At 56.2% G+C, this 17,387-nt stretch carries 15 protein-coding genes; 3 read left to right on the plus strand and 12 right to left on the minus strand.

Translation table 11 applies throughout. From position 1 onward, the window contains the following. The first annotated feature begins 61 nt into the window (after positions 1–61). The gene (gene csiE / locus U869_RS0104905) at positions 62–1,321 is read left to right on the plus strand and encodes a stationary phase inducible protein CsiE (RefSeq protein WP_025119814.1); all 1,260 of its coding nucleotides are present in this window, start codon (positions 62–64) and stop codon (positions 1,319–1,321) included. Between the two features lie 3 nt (positions 1,322–1,324). Here the strand turns inward: csiE and U869_RS0104910 are convergent, their stop codons facing one another. Both U869_RS0104910 and glyA read right to left on the minus strand, forming a co-directional pair. After that, a complete protein-coding gene (locus tag U869_RS0104910) occupies positions 1,325–2,470 on the minus strand; it encodes a 3-phenylpropionate MFS transporter (protein WP_025119815.1) in 1,146 nt (381 codons plus the stop codon). Positions 2,471–2,628: 158 nt separating this feature from the next. After that, positions 2,629–3,882 carry a serine hydroxymethyltransferase gene (gene glyA / locus U869_RS0104915; protein WP_025119816.1) on the minus strand — a complete coding sequence of 418 codons (1,254 nt, stop codon included), beginning with the start codon at positions 3,880–3,882 and terminating at the stop codon, positions 2,629–2,631. Between the two features lie 429 nt (positions 3,883–4,311). Between glyA and hmpA the strand changes: the two genes are divergently transcribed. Further along, positions 4,312–5,502: an NO-inducible flavohemoprotein gene (gene hmpA / locus U869_RS0104920; protein WP_025119817.1), complete on the plus strand. Its 1,191-nt coding sequence runs from the start codon at positions 4,312–4,314 to the stop codon at positions 5,500–5,502. A 78-nt stretch (positions 5,503–5,580) separates the two neighbouring features. Here the strand turns inward: hmpA and U869_RS0104925 are convergent, their stop codons facing one another. The 9 genes from U869_RS0104925 to U869_RS0104965 form a co-directional block, all read right to left on the minus strand. Next, positions 5,581–6,765: a cytochrome c gene (locus tag U869_RS0104925; RefSeq protein ID WP_025119818.1), complete on the minus strand. Its 1,185-nt coding sequence runs from the start codon at positions 6,763–6,765 to the stop codon at positions 5,581–5,583. After that, positions 6,762–8,672 carry an FAD/NAD(P)-binding protein gene (locus U869_RS0104930; RefSeq protein ID WP_025119819.1) on the minus strand — a complete coding sequence of 637 codons (1,911 nt, stop codon included), beginning with the start codon at positions 8,670–8,672 and terminating at the stop codon, positions 6,762–6,764. The genes U869_RS0104925 and U869_RS0104930 overlap by 4 nt, the downstream gene beginning before the upstream one ends. A gap of 95 nt (positions 8,673–8,767) precedes the next feature. Beyond that, positions 8,768–10,192, minus strand: coding sequence for an aminobutyraldehyde dehydrogenase (gene patD / locus U869_RS0104935; protein ID WP_025119820.1), 1,425 nt, complete (start codon positions 10,190–10,192; stop codon positions 8,768–8,770). 38 nt (positions 10,193–10,230) lie between these two features. Then, positions 10,231–11,037 (minus strand): ABC transporter permease, encoded by an 807-nt coding sequence (locus U869_RS0104940; RefSeq protein WP_021178881.1) that lies wholly within the window; start codon positions 11,035–11,037, stop codon positions 10,231–10,233. After that, the gene (locus U869_RS0104945) at positions 11,027–11,971 is read right to left on the minus strand and encodes an ABC transporter permease (RefSeq protein WP_025119821.1); all 945 of its coding nucleotides are present in this window, start codon (positions 11,969–11,971) and stop codon (positions 11,027–11,029) included. The genes U869_RS0104940 and U869_RS0104945 overlap by 11 nt, the downstream gene beginning before the upstream one ends. A gap of 1 nt (position 11,972) precedes the next feature. Beyond that, complete coding sequence (locus U869_RS0104950) at positions 11,973–13,001, minus strand: ABC transporter ATP-binding protein (protein WP_025119822.1); 1,029 nt, start codon at positions 12,999–13,001, stop codon at positions 11,973–11,975. Positions 13,002–13,128: 127 nt separating this feature from the next. Next, a complete protein-coding gene (gene ydcS, locus U869_RS0104955; RefSeq protein WP_025119823.1) occupies positions 13,129–14,280 on the minus strand; it encodes a putative ABC transporter substrate-binding protein YdcS in 1,152 nt (383 codons plus the stop codon). A 73-nt stretch (positions 14,281–14,353) separates the two neighbouring features. Continuing rightward, positions 14,354–15,817 carry a gamma-aminobutyraldehyde dehydrogenase gene (locus U869_RS0104960; protein ID WP_025119824.1) on the minus strand — a complete coding sequence of 488 codons (1,464 nt, stop codon included), beginning with the start codon at positions 15,815–15,817 and terminating at the stop codon, positions 14,354–14,356. 111 nt (positions 15,818–15,928) lie between these two features. Beyond that, on the minus strand, positions 15,929–16,852 hold the full coding sequence (locus U869_RS0104965; RefSeq protein ID WP_025119825.1) for a LysR substrate-binding domain-containing protein: 924 nt from the start codon (positions 16,850–16,852) through the stop codon (positions 15,929–15,931). Here U869_RS0104965 and U869_RS32125 point away from each other — a divergent pair. Continuing rightward, positions 16,851–17,039, plus strand: a complete 189-nt coding sequence (locus U869_RS32125) for a hypothetical protein (protein ID WP_025119826.1) — start codon at positions 16,851–16,853, stop codon at positions 17,037–17,039. The genes U869_RS0104965 and U869_RS32125 overlap by 2 nt on opposite strands. Here U869_RS32125 and glnB read toward each other — a convergent pair. Then, positions 17,036–17,374, minus strand: a complete 339-nt coding sequence (glnB, locus tag U869_RS0104970; RefSeq protein ID WP_004847623.1) for a nitrogen regulatory protein P-II — start codon at positions 17,372–17,374, stop codon at positions 17,036–17,038. The two genes, U869_RS32125 and glnB, sit on opposite strands and share 4 nt — an antisense overlap. Positions 17,375–17,387 lie beyond the last annotated feature (13 nt).

Below are 17,387 nucleotides of genomic sequence, written 5' to 3' on the forward strand. Positions count from 1 at the left end.
TCGGCGCAAAGCCTTTTGCTATGCTTAAGCCTAATTTAAACACGAGCTGCCAGAAGGTGATATGAGCCTGGAGACTTCTACTGTGCCTGAGTTCTCCGGTCAACAACGGCGCTGTCATTTACTGCTGATGCTGTATGCACCAGTGCCCGCGGTACAACTGGAGACGATCTGCCAAATCAACGGCGCCGACCTGGCCATGACCCGGCAAGATATAGCCGAGGTTGCCAGTGAGATCCAGCATTTCCATCATCTGGAAATCGGCGGCGATCCCGACGAGGGCTACCAGGTCCTGGGTAGCGCGCTCAACCTTCGTCTATGCCTGCTCCAATGGCTACGGCGCGCCTTGCGTTGCAGCCCTGAGTTTGTCGAACAACATTTCGGCCCACAATATCAACGGGCGATGCAGCTGCAACAGCTATCGGCACTGGAATTGTGCATCAACCAATGTGAACAGCGCCTTAACCGGCGTTTTGAGCAGCGTGACCGGCAGTTTTTGCAACACTATCTTTGTTACTGCGCCTGGGCCAGTCAGCGTCAGCAGCATCCTCATTTTGATCGACGCCAGCATGAGTGGCTGCAAAGCAAACCGGAACAACTTGCGGCAACGGAGCTGCACCAAACGCTAAATCAGCTGTTTGGCCAGCCTCAAGACAATAGCGAATGCGATTATCTGGTGTTGATGTTTACCCTGCTGAAAAACCACAGCTACCAGAGCAGTGACTCTCCTGAGGAGCAACGCCTGATGGCGGCCATTGGGCAGGTAGTGGAACGCTTCCAGCAGATCTCCGGTATGCACTTCAGCAGCCAGGAAGGATTAATCAGCCAACTGTTTGCCCATTTGGCCCCTGCCATCGAGCGCTGCCGGTTTGATATCGGGATCGACAACACGCTGCTGGAAGAGGTGGTCCGTAAATACCCCCGGCTGATGCGCACCACACAAGAAGCGTTAGCGCCGTTTGAACAAGAATATGAGATCCATTTTTCGCGGGAAGAGGCAGGGTTGGTGGCGATCAGCTTTGGTGCCTGGCTGATGCAGGGTAATGCGTTGCAGGAAAAGCAGATCCTGTTGTTGACGCTGGATAACCCGCAGTTGGAAGAAGAGGTGGAATATCAGATCCGTGAACTGACGCTGTTGCCATTGAATATCAAATACCAGCCGTTACACGACTACCTGTTGTCTGGCGCACCACAAGGCGTTACGCTGGTGATCAGCCCCTATGCCACACAGGGCCAGGAGCAGCCACCTATGCTGATTATTACCGAACTGCCGCTGGAGCGTCAGCAGCGCAAGGCGATCCGTGCGCTGCTGGAAAGCCATTAGCCGTTACTTGCTCACCGCCACCGCCGGTGGGCGAATAAACAGCGCTGGCACCACTACTGCTACCATCACCCAGAACACCCCGCCCTGATAGTGCTCAAACAGGAAGCCCGCCACCACGGTCATCACGGCAATACCGCCGCCCATCGCCAAAGCCGAATAGACCGCTTGCAAACGGATCACCTCCGCCCCCTGACGCGCCGCAATAAAACGCATCGCCGCCAAATGGCAGACCGTGAAGGTACCGCAGTGCAGCACTTGCACCAGTAACAGCCAGCCGATCTCCGTCGTTGTTGCCATCAGTCCCCAACGCAGCAGGCCACACACGGCGGAAAGCAGCAGCAGGTTACGCGCATTCCAGCGGCGGAACAGGAAATTGCTGCTGGCAAAGATAACCACTTCAGCAACCACGCCCAAAGACCACAGGTAACCGATAGTCGCCGCAGAGTAGCCCGCTTCCTCCCAGTAGATGGACGCAAAGCTGTAATAACCGGCATGCGCCCCTTGCAGCAGCGTCACGCACAGCAGAAAACGCCAGACTGGCCCTTCGCTGAGCAGTTCGCGCCAGGAGCGGCTAGGCTCATTTTGCGCGCGTGTCTCACCTTGTGGCAGCACGCTCGGTTTCAGCAACATGCCCACCAGCATCGCCAGTATGCTGATCAGCAAGCTGAACAGAATCGCATTATGGCCCCAAACGGAGACCAGCTTGCCGGTTAGCGCCGAGCCAATGACAAAGGCCAGCGATCCCCACAGACGCACCCGGCCATAATCGAGGGTGATCTGCCGTTGCCAGGTGGCAGCCAACGCATCGGTCAGGGGCACCAGTGGAGAGAAGAACAGGTTAAAACCGGCGATCACCAGCATCAGCCAGGCCCAACCGTTACCGAAACAGAAGCCGACGGCAAACGCCAGGGAGAGCAACGCCAACAGGCGCAACGCAGTGATTAAATAAGAGGGATCTTTAACGCGTGGAGCAATCAGCAGGCTACCTAGAAAACGTGCCACCAGGCCAGCGCCGAGTAAGAGACCGATGGTTTCGGGCGGTATTCCCTCACCTTTTAACCAAACGCTCCAAAACGGGAGATAGATGCCATAGGAAAAGAAGTAAGTGAAATAACTAAGAGCGAGCCAACGCGTTGATTGCAGAACCATGTTCCCTCCAGGATGAGGGCAATACTTTGACAGAGCTCACACCTTGCAGCAATCTTCATTCATACCCAAAGGGCTAGAGTGCAAAGTAGTTCACAGTTTGCTTGCAACAAAACTAAAAAACCCGCCGAGGCGGGTTTATCTATGTCAATCAGGTCAAGTTATGCGTACACCGGGAAGCGAGCGCAGATATCCAGCACTTTTTTCTTGGTACGCTCGATAGTGGCTTCGTCGTTCAGGTTGTCCAACACGTCACAGATCCAGCCAGCCAGTTCACGCACTTCGGCTTCTTTAAAGCCACGGCGAGTCACTGCTGGGGTACCCAAACGGATGCCTGAAGTGACGAACGGGCTCTTCGGATCGTTCGGCACGCTGTTCTTGTTAACGGTGATGTTAGCACGACCCAATGCGGCATCGGCTTCTTTACCGGTCAGATTCTTGTCGACCAGATCCAGCAGGAACAGGTGGTTATAGGTGCCACCGGAAACCACTTTGTAACCGCGATCCAGGAACACTTTTACCATCGCTTTGGCGTTGTCGGCCACTTGCTGCTGGTAGACCTTGAACTCAGGCTCCATCGCTTCTTTCAACGCTACCGCTTTACCGGCGATCACGTGCATCAGCGGGCCACCCTGGCCGCCAGGGAAGACGGCTGAGTTCAGTTTCTTATACAGATCTTCATCACCACCTTTGGCCAGGATCAGGCCACCACGCGGACCAGCCAGCGTTTTATGAGTGGTGGTAGTAACCACATGGGCATGAGGAACCGGGTTCGGGTAAACACCAGCGGCAATCAGGCCAGCTACGTGAGCCATATCCACGAACAGGTAAGCGCCGATGCTATCAGCGATTTCACGCATTTTTGCCCAATCAACCACACCGGAGAAGGCTGAGAAGCCACCGATGATCATTTTTGGTTTGTGGGTCTGCGCCTGGTTGGCCAGATCGTTATAGTCAATCTGCCCGGATTCGTCGATGCCGTAAGGCACCACGTTATACAGTTTGCCGGACAGGTTCACTGGGGAACCGTGCGTCAGGTGACCGCCGTGTGCCAGGTTCATCCCCAGGATGGTGTCGCCCGGTTGCAGCAGTGCGGTGTAAACGGCAAAGTTCGCCTGGGAGCCGGAGTGCGGCTGTACGTTGGCATAATCGGCACCGAACAGGTCTTTGGCACGATCGATCGCCAGTTGCTCAACGATATCAACGTATTCACAACCGCCGTAATAACGCTTGCCCGGATAGCCTTCTGCGTATTTGTTGGTCAGTTGTGAACCCTGGGCCTGCATCACGCGCGGGCTGGTGTAGTTCTCAGACGCAATCAGCTCAATGTGCTCTTCCTGACGCACCACTTCCTGCTCCATTGCGTGCCACAGTTCGGCATCATAATCAGCAATGTTCATTTCACGCTTTAACATCCGGCATCTCCTGACTGAAATCAGCTAGCTTAATTTACCCGTACGGGTGCTGGGCAACAGTGTAAACCGTTTCGCCCTGTTGAAGATAGGTCTTGACAGAGGTTTTTACGCAAACGATTGGCATCAAGCTGCGTAAGGCTTTGAACCCTTAAAGGCCGCATTCTGGCAACGGACTTTTACTCATGGTGATAATGCGCTTTTTTCATGTTCTGTGAGGATGTTCGACAGTGTCACCGTAGCTACCCACGACACCAAGCTGGCTCCCTCGCCCTACGGGAGAGGGCTGGGGTGAGGGGAATAATGTAACCTTGGCTGAGAAGCTATTACGCAACAACCACAGGGATATTTACAAGCTCAGGAGAATTTAATAAGATGCATTTAAAATACATCTATTAAATGACCATAAAAACATCCCCAAGGAGCCTCACCATGCTGGATAGTCAAACCATCGCCACCGTCAAATCTACCATCCCTCTGCTGGCGGAAACCGGTCCTAAACTGACCGCCCACTTCTACGATCGCATGTTTGCTCATAATCCCGAATTAAAAGATATTTTCAATATGAGCAACCAGCGTAATGGCGATCAGCGCCAGGCGTTGTTTGATGCTATCTGCGCCTACGCCAGCAATCTGGAAAACCTGGCCGCCCTGCTGCCAGCGGTGGAGCGTATTGCTCAGAAACATGCCAGCTTCAACATCCAGCCCGATCAATATCAGATTGTCGGCCACCATCTGTTAGCCACGCTGGACGAAATGTTCAGCCCTGGTCAGGAAGTGCTCGATGCCTGGGGGAAAGCCTACGGCGTGCTGGCCAACGTATTTATTCAGCGTGAAGGCCAGATTTACCAGGAAACCGAACAGAACAACGGTGGCTGGCGTGATTTGCGCGCCTTCCGCATTGTGAAAAAACAGCCGCAGAGTGAGGTGATTATCAGCTTTGTGTTAGCTCCCGTGGATGGTGGCCAGGTAGCAGACTATCAACCGGGCCAGTATCTGGCGGTCTATATCAACGACGACAGCCTGCAAAACCAGGAAATTCGCCAATACTCACTCACCACGGCATCTAACGGTAAAGATTACCGTATCGCAGTAAAACGTGAGGATCAGGGAGCCGTTTCCAACTTCCTGCATCAGCATGCCAAAGAGGGCGATATCGTCCATCTGGCTGCCCCGCACGGTGATTTCTTCCTGCAAGTAGAACCCACTACGCCAGTAGCGTTAATCTCGGCAGGTGTCGGCCAGACCCCAATGTTGGGGATGCTTAACACTCTGCATGACAAGCAACATCCGGCGAACATTCACTGGCTGCATGCCGCAGAGAACGGTGCCGTACATGCCTTCGCTGACGAAGTGGCGGGGATTGCCGAGCGTATGCCTAATCTGAGTCGTCACGTCTGGTACCGCGAACCCAATGCCGCAGATGTGCAAGGTCGTGATTATCACAGCCAGGGTTTGATGGACTTGAGCCCGTTACACAGCGAGTTGAATAATCCGCTGACACATTACTACTTCTGTGGCCCGGTGCCATTTATGCAGCACGTGGGTAAGCAATTGCTGGAGATGGGGGTGGAAGCCGAGCGTATCCACTACGAATGCTTCGGCCCTCATAAGGTGCTGTAAGGTTAAGGGAACGGGCGCAGCATGCTGCGCCCCTACGAAATGAGCCGGTTGAGGACTGTTTACAGCCTCTACTGAATATTATTTTTGCTGCAACGCTCGTGCAGTTTTCACCTGCTCCGCCGTTACCGGCGCAGCCTGATTCCCCCAACTGCCGCGCAGATAGCTCATCAGGTCGGCAGCCTTCTGGTCGCTAAGCACCCAGCCATAACCCGGCATGACAATGGCCGGCGCATGTTGGGTCACCGGCGTATGAGCCCCTTCCAGCACTACGCGCAAGGCGGTCAGCGGATTATCCGCCGTCACCGCAAGATTGCCCGCCAGAGCTGGAATGACGTTGTCGCTCCCCTCGCCTTTATTACCATGGCAAGTTGAACAATACATCGCATAGGTTTGCCCGCCAGAAGCCATAGCCGCGCTCGGTACCGCCGGAGTTGCTGCCGGTTTCGGCGCTGCTCCCCCCAGACTGTGCACATACTGCGCGATAGCCTGGAGATCGTCATCGCTGAGGTATTGTGTGCTGTGCGCCACGACGTCACTCATCGGCCCGGCCACTGCCGCATGCTGACTACGGCCACTTTTCAGCAGCGCAACCACGTCTTCCGGCTTCAACCCGCGCAGGCTCGGTGCATACCAGCCATCCAACTCTGCGCCACTCAGGAATTCAGGAGCCTGGTTATCCAACCCCTTTTCCTGCATCGCCCAACCACGCGGAGTATGACAACTGCCACAGTGACCTAGCCCCTGCACCAGATATGCGCCGCGATTCCACTGAGCGCTTTGCCCACTGTCAGGCTGATAGAATTGATCGTCATGGAACAACGTATTCCAGACCGCCAGCGGCCAACGCATGGACAATGGCCAACTGATATCGCTTTCCCGGTTGGCCATATCCTGCGCTGGCACTTCGTGCATCAGATAGTCATACAGCGCACGCATATCCTGCTCGCTCATTTTGGCGTAGGAGGTATAAGGCATGGCGGGGTACAAACGATGGCCGTCTTTGGCCACGCCCTGACGCATGGCACGATCGAACTCGGCAAAGCTGTAGCTGCCAATGCCGTGCTGCTTGTCTGGCGTGATATTGGTGGCATAGATATCCCCGACCGGCGTTGGGAACTTCATCCCACCCGCCAGTTCCTTGCCACCCGGAGCCGTATGGCAGGCCGTACAGTCACCGGCCTTGGCCACGTATTCGCCGGCGGACATCGCGTGAGCCGAGCCACCAGCCAGCAACAGCATCAGATACAACGGACGTAAAGTCATACCCCCTCCTTGGCTGCAACCTTGCCGTAGGCCAGTTCATTGACCGCTCGCCAAGCCTGATCGATCGCCGAGTTGGCATACGGGCTCCAGTCGGAGTCGGAATTGGCGATCGCGATCTTGCCGATCGGCTGTCGCGCAGTTTCGATGATCTTTTTGGCTTCATCTTCGTCATCGAACATACCGTTGAGGAAGTAAGAATAGCCGTGTGACCAACGGTTAACGGTGATCGCCTGAATATCCCGCTGATGGTCAAATCCGGCAGCGCCTAACATGCCCTGCAATTGTTCACGGATCATCTGCTCATGCACCTCAAACGGGGTGCCCAGTAACAAGGCTCGCCCTTTGCGCGACTGTTCACGTGGGCTAAGGCCGCTGCCGGGCAATGTCGGCACATACACCATATGCAGCCCGATAGGCTGGTTCGGATCGCGCGGGTGCTGGTAGCCGCCCATGCTCACCGGGTAGTCCAGTTTCACCCGGCTGTAAGGGGCGGTCGGGGCATAGACCTCGTGTACCCCCAGCTTGATAAACGGCTGCCAGTTGCGGATCACCACCTTGCTGTACACCAGTGGCGATTTCACGTTCTGCTTCAGCGCTTCCTGCTGTTCGTGGGCCATTTCCGGGATCAGGTAAGGGATCATCATGTTATAACCGGCCATCACGACCTGACCAGCGCGCACCTTGACCATCTTCTCGCCATTGAGATAAGCCACCTCGGCCTTATCGCCTACGTTGGCCACGTGCATGCCGGTGCTGTTCAAGCGTAACTTCACCGGCGACTCAGGGCGATCCAACTGGCTGTAATCGAACTTGGCCAGGATCACGTCATTCATATCTTTGCCGCCCGGAGCCACCGCCGGGATTAGATGGCGTACCATCAAGCGCGCCAGCGTAGCGTTGCCATCCGGGAAATGGAACACATAGGGATCGTCGAGATCGGCCTGCGACTCTTCATCCAACGGTGGCAGGTTCATCCCATTCAGCCCTGGCAGATCGCAGATGCGCGCATCGCTGCATGACGTCGCATCAATGCCGACGGCCTGAAAATCGTTGGTGGTTTGCTGGAAATAGCGGATCGCCATTTCGCTCAGCCCCACTTTCTCACGCAGGAATTCGCTATAGCTGTGCTTGTCCAACCAGGCTATCTTCTCTTCCTGGCTCAGACCCGGCAAATAGTCTTTATCGACCACGTGCAGCGCAATCAAGGCCTGACGATCGGCCTGCGGCAACGGGAAGTCATTGATAAAAGCTTCATAGGAGCGGCCATTCAGACGGTCACGCGGAATGTCATCCGCCACCACCCGGCCCGGATCGCCACTGACCACCTTATCAACGCCAAAATTCTTGCGATCGAAGTAAACGCCACGGCTGAGATTCAGATCCGGGTAGAAGGTGGTGTCAAAGGCCTGTTCCATACTGTCGAGGCTGACGCCCAGGTTTTTCAACAACCCCATGGCAACCGGGCTGAAGTTGGAACGCGGCGACTGCAACGATTCGCTGCCCCCGTAGCCAAGGAGCGTGCCGTTCTCGCTGCTGAATTCGTTACGCTTGGCGTGGCCGCCAAAGTCATCATGGTTGTCAATCAGCAAAATACGCTGCTGTTTGCCCTTCATTTGCTGCCAGAAACAGGCCGCCGCCAGGCCGCTGATCCCGGCTCCGACGACCACCAGATCGAATTCTTCCTCGACCGGTACGCTGCCAAAATCAAAAGCTTTACCATCACGCCCCAGTTGGTGAGCGTGTTCGAATGAGCCTGGATGATTACCGCGCAGGCCAGTTAACGCAGGCGGGTAATATTGGGTTTGATGAGCGGCTAGCGGCGATGCACGCAGGATCTGCATCGGCGTCAGCCCGGCGGCGATGGTGATCGCCACTCCATTAAGAAAATCGCGACGGGTGATGGCCATAAAAGCTTCCTTCATTTTTTATTATTAATCAGGCCAGCCGAAGCCAGCCTGAAAGCCGCGTTATTGTGCGTATAAATCCTGTCAGATCAAGTAGATTAGTGTTTGAACATCACGTGGCGAATGGTGGTATAGTCCTCCAGTCCGTACATTGACATGTCTTTGCCATAGCCCGACAGTTTCTGCCCACCGTGCGGCATTTCGCTGACCAGCATGAAGTGCGTATTCACCCAGGTACAGCCGTACTGCAAACGTGCACTCAGACGATGGGCACGGCCGACATCACGCGTCCACAGGGAGGAAGCCAGACCGTAATTGGAGGCATTGGCCCAGGCCAGTACCTGCGCTTCGTCCTCAAACTCCGTCACCGTTACGACCGGGCCGAACACTTCACGTTGCACGATCTCGTCTTCCTGCCGTGCACCTGCCAGCAGCGTTGGCTGGAAATAGAATCCAGGACCACTGACCTTTTCACCGCCGGTGACTACCTGGATATGAGGCAACGCTTTGGCACGATCGACAAAGCCAATCACTCGCTCCAGATGCTGCGCCGTAATCAACGGCCCCAGTTCGGTGCTGCTGTCTTCCGGCGGGCCGATTTTCAAACTGGCCACCGCTTCACCCAGCGCTTTCACCAACTGTGAGTAAACGCCTTTTTGCGCGTAGATCCGGCAAGCAGCGGTGCAGTCCTGCCCGGCATTGTAAAAACCAAAGGTGCGAATACCGTCAACCACCTGCTGGATATCGGCATCATCGAAGACGATAACCGGCGCTTTGCCACCTAACTCCATATGGGTGCGTTTAATGCTTGGTGCGGTATGGGCAATGATATGTTCACCGGTCGCGATGGAACCGGTAAGCGACACCATGCGAACCTTGTCATGGCCGGTCAGCACATCGCCTACGCTGGCACCACGGCCAAACAGCACGTTAAACACGCCCGGAGGGAACACACCGGCGGCCAGTTCAGCCAGCTTGAAAGTGGTCAGCGGCGTCTGCTCAGAGGGCTTGATCACCACACAGTTACCCGCGGCCAAAGCCGGGGCCAACTTCCAGGCGGCCATCATCAGCGGGTAGTTCCAGGGAGCAATCGAAGCCACCACACCCAGCGGATCGCGGCGGATCATCGAGGTGTGCCCCGCCAGATACTCACCGGCCGCCATGCCACTCAGGCAACGACTGGCACCGGCAAAGAAGCGGAAGACATCGGCTACCGCGGGGAGTTCGTCATTCAACGCGCAGTGATAAGGCTTGCCACAGTTGAGAGATTCCAGTTTGGCGAAGGTTTCCGCGTGTTGGTCAATCACGTCGGCCAGCGCCAGTAAATGTTCGGCACGCTCTTTCGGGGTGGCTTGGCCCCACTGTTCAAATGCCGCATCGGCGGCCTGCACGGCCTCTTCAACCTGCTGTGCGCTGGCCTCGGCCACCTGCACAATCACTTCTCCCGTCGCCGGGTTGTAGACCGGCAACTTTTCGCCCTGGCCGGTAACCAGTTGACCATTAATCAGCAGTTGGCTTTGCATAGGATTATCCTTTGAAAATATTGGCATCAATTAAGGTGTTATTTACCGCTACCTGCGACGCTTTCTCCGCCTTTGGTCAGGTAGTACGCGCCTAAAATAGGGAACATCGTCAATACCATCACCGACAGCGCGACCACGTTGGTGATCGGCACATCACGTGGGCGGCCCAACTGGTTCAGCAACCACAGCGGCAGCGTACGTTCATGTCCGGCGGTGAAGGTGGTCACGATGATTTCGTCGAATGACAGGGCGAACGCCAGCATCCCACCCGCCAACAGTGCCGAGCCGAGGTTCGGCAAGATCACGTAACGGAAGGTTTGCCAGCCATCGGCCCCCAGATCCATCGAAGCCTCGATCAGACTGTGTGAGGTACGACGGAAGCGGGCGATCACGTTGTTGAACACGATCACCACGCAGAAGGTGGCATGGCCGATGACGATCGTCATGATCCCCGGCTCGATATTCAGCGCCTTGAAGGCCGCCAGCAGCGCCAGACCGGTAACGATCCCCGGCAAGGCAATAGGTAACAGCAGCAGCAATGAAATACTGTCTTTGCCGAAGAAGTCTCGGCGATACAAAGCCGCTGCAGCCAACGTGCCTAGTACCAGCGCTATCGCCGTTGCCAGGCAGGCGATCTGCACCGAAAGCAGTACCGCATCAATAATGTCCTGCCGCCCCGCCGCCACGCTAAACCAATGCAGGGTAAAACCCCGCGGTGGGAAGCTGAATGCCGCGTCTTCGGTATTGAAGGCGTACATGGCGATAATCACTATCGGGAAGTGCAGGAAGATCAGGCCACCCCAGGCGGCCAGCTTCAGCCCTAACGGCGCGCGTTCAGAGTGCATCGAAGGCCCCCAGACGTTTCACAATAGACAGATAAATGGCGATCAAAACGATCGGCACCAGCGTAAAGGCGGCCGCCATCGGCATATTGCCGATCGCCCCCTGTTGGGCATACACCATGCTGCCGATAAAGTAGCCCGGCGGCCCCACCAGCTGCGGCACGATAAAATCACCCAGCGTCAGCGAGAAGGTGAAGATGGAGCCGGCTGCAATACCGGGTATCGCCAGCGGCAGGATCACATAACGGAACGTCTGGGATGGGCGCGCGCCCAAATCCGCAGAGGCATGCAGTAATGAGGGCGGCAAACGTTCCAACGCCGCCTGGATCGGCAAAATCATGAACGGCAGCCAGATATAAACAAACACCATAAAGCGCCCAAGACCGGAGGTAGATAGCGTATTGCCCCCCACGCCAGGAATGCTGAGAATGCTCGCCAATACTGGTTCCAGCCCCATATGTTGCAGGAACCACTGCGCCACGCCGTCTTTCGCCAGCAGCAACGTCCAGGCATAGGCTTTCACGATATAGCTGGCCCACATCGGCATCATCACGGCGATATAAAAGAACGCCTTCACTTTGCCGCTGGTGTAACGGGCCATGTAATAGGCGATCGGGAACGCCAGCACCGCACTGGCCAACGAAACCACCACCGCCATAGTCAGCGTACGTACGATAATGTCGTAGTTGGCCGGGTTGAACAGCGCGCTCAGGTTGGCGAAGGTCAGATCTGGCGTCACCGTCATGGTGAAATCGTCGAAGGTGTAAAAACCCTGCCACAGCAGAGTCAGCAGTGAGCCGAGATACACCGCGCCAAACCACAACAGCGGCGGCACCAGCAACAGCAGCAGATACAGCGTTGGCTTGCGGTACAGATAGGTTGAAATCGCGCGAAATTTTCCGCCAGGCGCTGCCGGCTGCTCGATGCTCATATCCATCTCACCTCTCCTCCAGCAGCGGCACCATCGCCTCTCTGGCCCAACAGGCGGTGACCGGCTGACCGATCAGACGCTGCTGTGCCACGGCCTGCCACTGCGGATTTGACTGGCTGACCAGCAATTTCTCACCGCTGCTCAGGGCAATCTCGTAACGCGTCGCCGCCCCTTGATAATGGATATCCTGCAAGGTGCCCTGAACCTGAACTTCCCCTTGAGCCGCGCCGCTTTGATCCAGCAGGCGGATATGTTCCGGACGGATCGAGAAGGTGGCCGATTGCCCCAGCAACCGCTCCGCCAGTTCGCTGCGCACCACGTTAGACGTGCCGACAAACTCGGCGACAAACGGCGTTCTTGGCCGCATATACAGCTCGCGTGGCGCATCCACTTGTTCGATACGGCCGTTGTTAAACACCGCCACACGGTCGGACATCGACAGGGCTTCGCTCTGATCGTGCGTGACGAAAATAAAGGTGATGCCCAGTTGGCGTTGCAGCTTTTTCAGTTCCCCCTGCATCTGCTCGCGCAGTTTCAGATCCAGCGCCCCAAGCGGTTCATCCAGCAACAGCACGCGTGGGCGATTAACCAACGCACGAGCCAGTGCTACGCGCTGACGCTGACCACCGGAAAGGTGTGCCGGCTTACGTTCGGCGGCAAAACCTAGTGCCACGCTTTCCAGTGCCTGGTTGGCCCGCGCCAGACGTTCACGCTTGGCCACGCCTTTCACCATCAGGCCGTAGGCCACGTTCTCCAGTACCGACATGTGTGGGAACAGCGCATAATCCTGGAACACGGTATTCACATCGCGCTGATAAGGCGGCAGGTTGCTGGCCTCTTGCCCATGAATGCGAATGGAGCCAGAACTCAGTTGCTCAAAGCCGGCGATCAACCGCAGGCAGGTAGTTTTACCCGAGCCAGAAGGCCCAAGCATGGAGAAAAACTCGCCGTCCTGTATTTCAACAGAAACCCGATCCACGGCACGAACATCGCCGAAAATGCGCGAGACATCGATAAACTGCACAGCAATGGTCATGATGTACGCTCCAAAATGTTCCCCTCACCCCAACCCTCTCCCAAAGGGAGAGGGAGCCGTCAGGCGCTCGCAGTGAGGACAGTGATAGCAGCTACGTGTAGGGGTTCAGCATGCTGAACCCGCTAAATTATCTACCGCCCATGATGGCAATATAGTCCTGCGTCCAGCGGCTATAAGGAACGAACTTGCCGCCCTCAGACTGTGGCGTTTTCCAGAAGGCAATCTTGTCGAACTGGTTGAAGCCGTTGGTTTCACACCCTTTCTCACCGAGCAAGGTGCTGGCCTTACAACCCGCTGGTGCAGCCGGCAGCGAACCAAACCAGGCGGCAACGTCACCCTGCACCTTCGGCTCCAGCGACCAGTTCATCCACTGGTAGGCACAGCTTGGGTGCTTGGCCTCGGCATGCAGCATGGTGGTATCAGCCCAGCCGGTAACGCCCTCTTTCGGGAAAACGGTCGCGATAGGCTGGCCTTCGCCTTTCAAGGCGTTAGCCTGATATGGCCAGGCACTGGAGGCCACCACGCCTTCGTTTTTGAAATCACTCATCTGTACCGAAGTGTCATGCCAGTAACGGTGGATCAGCGCATGCTGGCTGCGCAGCAGTTTCAGCGCCGCTTGATACTGCTCTTCGTTCAATTGGTAAGGGTCGGTGATGCCAAGCTGCGGCTGCGTCGCTTTCAGGAACAATGCGGCATCGGCAATATAGATTGGGCCGTCGTAAGCCTGCACCCGGCCCTGGTTGGTTTTGCCGTCCGGCAGGTTCTGTTGCTGGAACACCACGGCCCAGCTGTCTGGCGGCGTCGGGAAGGTTTTGATGTTATACATCAGCAGGTTTGGTCCCCACTGATACGGTGTACCGTAGGTTTTGCCCGCCACGTTGTACCAAGGGCCGTTCAGCAGGCGTGGGTCGATGTTCTTCCAGTTAGGGATCAGCGCGGTATTGATTGGCTGCACGCGCTTGCCAAAGATCAGGCGCAACGAAGCATCGCCAGAAGCGGTCACCAGATCGTAACCCCCTTTGGCCATCAGGCTGACCATTTCGTCGGAGGTCGCGGCGGTTTTCACATTCACCGCACAACCGGTCTGTTTCTCAAACTGGGTCACCCAGTCGTAATTCTTGTCGGACTGACCACGCTCGATGTAACCGGGCCAGGCGATGATATCCAGGCGCCCTTCCCCTTTGCCCAGTTGCTGCGGCGTATCGGCGGCCTGCGCCATACCGCAAAGGATCGTCATACAGAGCGCGGTGATTGTGGTGATTGCGTGTGTTTTTCCCATCGTAATTACCCCTGTGTTGCATGTTGGTATGCGGCAAGGAACGGTTGCCGCCGATTTTTTATCGGCCGTGTGGCTAGAAAGCGGCTTTGAACTTCGCCATCACGTGCCGGACAACGCTGTAATCCTGTAATGAATCGCTGGAGAGGTCTTTGCCGTAGCCGGAGCGCTTCAGGCCGCCGTGGGGCATTTCGCTCGCCAGCGTAAAGTGGGTGTTGATCCAGGTACTGCCATATTGCAGATGTGCCGCGATATGCAGCGCACGGTCGATATTCTGCGTCCATACCGAGGAGGCCAGACCGTATTCGGAGTCATTGGCCCAGGTCACAGCCTGCTCCAGGGTGTCGAAACGCGTTACGCTGACCACTGGGCCAAACACTTCACGCTGGACGATTTCATCGGTTTGCAGACAGCCTGCCAATAAGGTGGGTTGGTAGTAAAAACCGGGGCCAGAATGTGCCGCCGCGCCGGTGATCAATTCAATATGCGTCTGGCTGAGGGCACGTTCGACAAAGCTGGCCACCCGGTCACGCTGGCGGCTGCTGATCAGCGGGCCAATCTCATTATCTTCATCCCGCTTGCGGGCAAAACGCAGGCTGGCGACCGCTTCGCCCAAGGCTTCCACCAGCTTCGGGTAGATGCCCGCCTGGGCATAAATGCGGCAGGCCGCCGTGCAATCTTGCCCGGCGTTGTAGTAACCGAAGGTACGGATGCTGCTGACCACCTCGTCCAGATCGGCGTCATCACAGACGATCACCGGGGCCTTGCCGCCCAGTTCCAGATGGGTGCGCTTGACGCTTTTGACCGCCGCCTGCAAGATTTTTTGCCCGGTGACGATATCGCCGGTGACGGAGACCAAACGCACCTGTGGATGACCAACCAGATGGCTACCCACGCCTTCACCACCGCCGTAAACAATGTTCAACACGCCTGGCGGCAGGATTTCCTGTAATGCGGGGACTAAAGCGAAGATGGTCAATGGCGTATGTTCGGAAGGTTTGAAGACCACGGTATTACCCGCGGCCAGCGCCGGAGCAATCTTCCAGGCCGCCATCATCAGCGGGTAGTTCCACGGCGCGATGGAAGCCACCACGCCGATCGGATCGCGGCGGATCATCGAGGTGTGACCCTCAATGTATTCGCCAGCCAGTTGGCCTTGCTGGGTGCGCACGGCACCAGCGAAGAAACGGAATACGTCAATGGCTGCGGGCAGATCGTCTTTCAATGCCTGATGGAAAGGTTTGCCGCAGTTCAGCGCTTCAAGGCGCGCCAAATGCTCCGCCTGCCGCTCAATGGCATCGGCAATGCGCAGCAGAATTGCGGCACGAAAAGCTGGAGTGGTGCGTGACCAGTGGGAAAATGCCTGCTGCGCAGCGGCTACGGCGTTACCCACCTGAGCTGGCGTGGCTTCGGCGATAGCAACTAACGTTTCACCATTGGCTGGATTAACAATACTTTCCTGATGGCCTTCACCTTCGACTGACTCGCCGTTAATGAACTGCCGACAGGACAAACCTGAAACCTGTTGTAGCTCTGCCATTGCGCCGCCTTATGTGATAAAAACGTTAATTAAATGTGATAAGTTAGTTTTAATCAGACTAAGCGAGCGCACTGCGGACAACAAATTCTAAATACTGAAGGCAGCGTTCGATTAAATCGAAGGCTTGAGGCCCGTCATGTTGCTCTTGCTGTTCTCCCGCGCAATCGTGAGGAATGGCGTAACCAATTCTGGCCTTGCGCTACCCCGCCGCCAGGCCAGGCCGATATCCAGCGGTTCCAGCAAATCCACCAGCTTGCGCGCTTCGATCATATTGCCCTCCAGCGACCAGGCGCGGTAAGCCATATCCGGCAGGATGGCTATGCCCATACCCGCTGCTACCAGGCTCCGCACCGCTTCAGTGGAAGCGGTCTTCATCGCAATCTCAGGTTTAAGGCCCGCTCGCCCCCAAATGCGCCGGGCATGCACGTCCATCTCATCGACGTTAAGCTGGATCAGCGGTTGCCCGGCCACGTCCGCCAGAGCGATGCTTTCGTGCTCCAGCAACGGATGCAGCGGCGGCAGCCACAGACGATAAGGGGAGTGCATCAACACTTCGGTCTGTAAGGCATCACGATCTTCAATGTTCGACAGGATCAGCACCCCAATGTCGATCTCACCGCTGACCAGCAAATGCTCGATGTAAGGCCGTTCGTCCTCAATCACCTGGATAGTCACGTTGGGGTAGGCAGACTTGAAGCGCTTAAGCAGCTCCACCAGAAAATACCCGGCTACCAGGCTGGTGACGCCGATTGTCAGTTTGCCGCTCAGGCTTTCGGTGCCTAACTGCAAACTACGTTTGGCGTTATCGACCGTCGCCAGGATCAGGTAAGACTGGCGCAGAAACTGGTGGCCCTGATGGGTCAGATTCATTCCTTTGGCGTGGCGCTCGAACAGCCGCACGCCAATATCGGTTTCTAACTGCTGGATCGCCAGCGTCAGCGAAGACTGTGACACAAACACCGCCTGCGCGCCCGCCGAGATCGAACCGGTTTCGGCAACGGCAATAAAGTGGCGGATTTGGCGTAACGTCATCATGGCAGCAACCTCAAACAAAACAGTTGGTTTGAGTGTAGATGCTCATCAATCAGCTATCGGGAAATGTGTTAAAAACGCGATGTCGTTCGCTTTTTTAGAACGCAAAGAGAGAGGGAGCGCACAAAAACAACAAAGCGCAGCCATGCTGCGCTTTGGAAGGACCAAACCAGACTCTATCGGCGATTAAATCGCTTCTTCGTCCTGCTCGCCGGTACGGATACGGACTACGCGTGCCACGTCGAAGACAAAGATCTTACCATCGCCAATTTTACCGGTCTGCGCAGTCTGCATGATGGTTTCTACGCAGGTATCCACGATATCGTCAGCCACCACGATTTCGATCTTCACCTTTGGCAGGAAGTCGACCATATACTCGGCACCACGATACAACTCGGTATGTCCCTTTTGGCGACCAAAGCCTTTCACTTCAGTCACGGTCATACCGGTGATGCCCACTTCGGCCAGTGCTTCACGCACGTCGTCCAGTTTGAACGGCTTGATAATCGCGTCAATTTTTTTCATTTTTAGTCCTTAA

It is taken from the genome of Serratia sp. H1w (assembly GCF_000633355.1).
Taxonomy (GTDB): domain Bacteria; phylum Pseudomonadota; class Gammaproteobacteria; order Enterobacterales; family Enterobacteriaceae; genus Chania.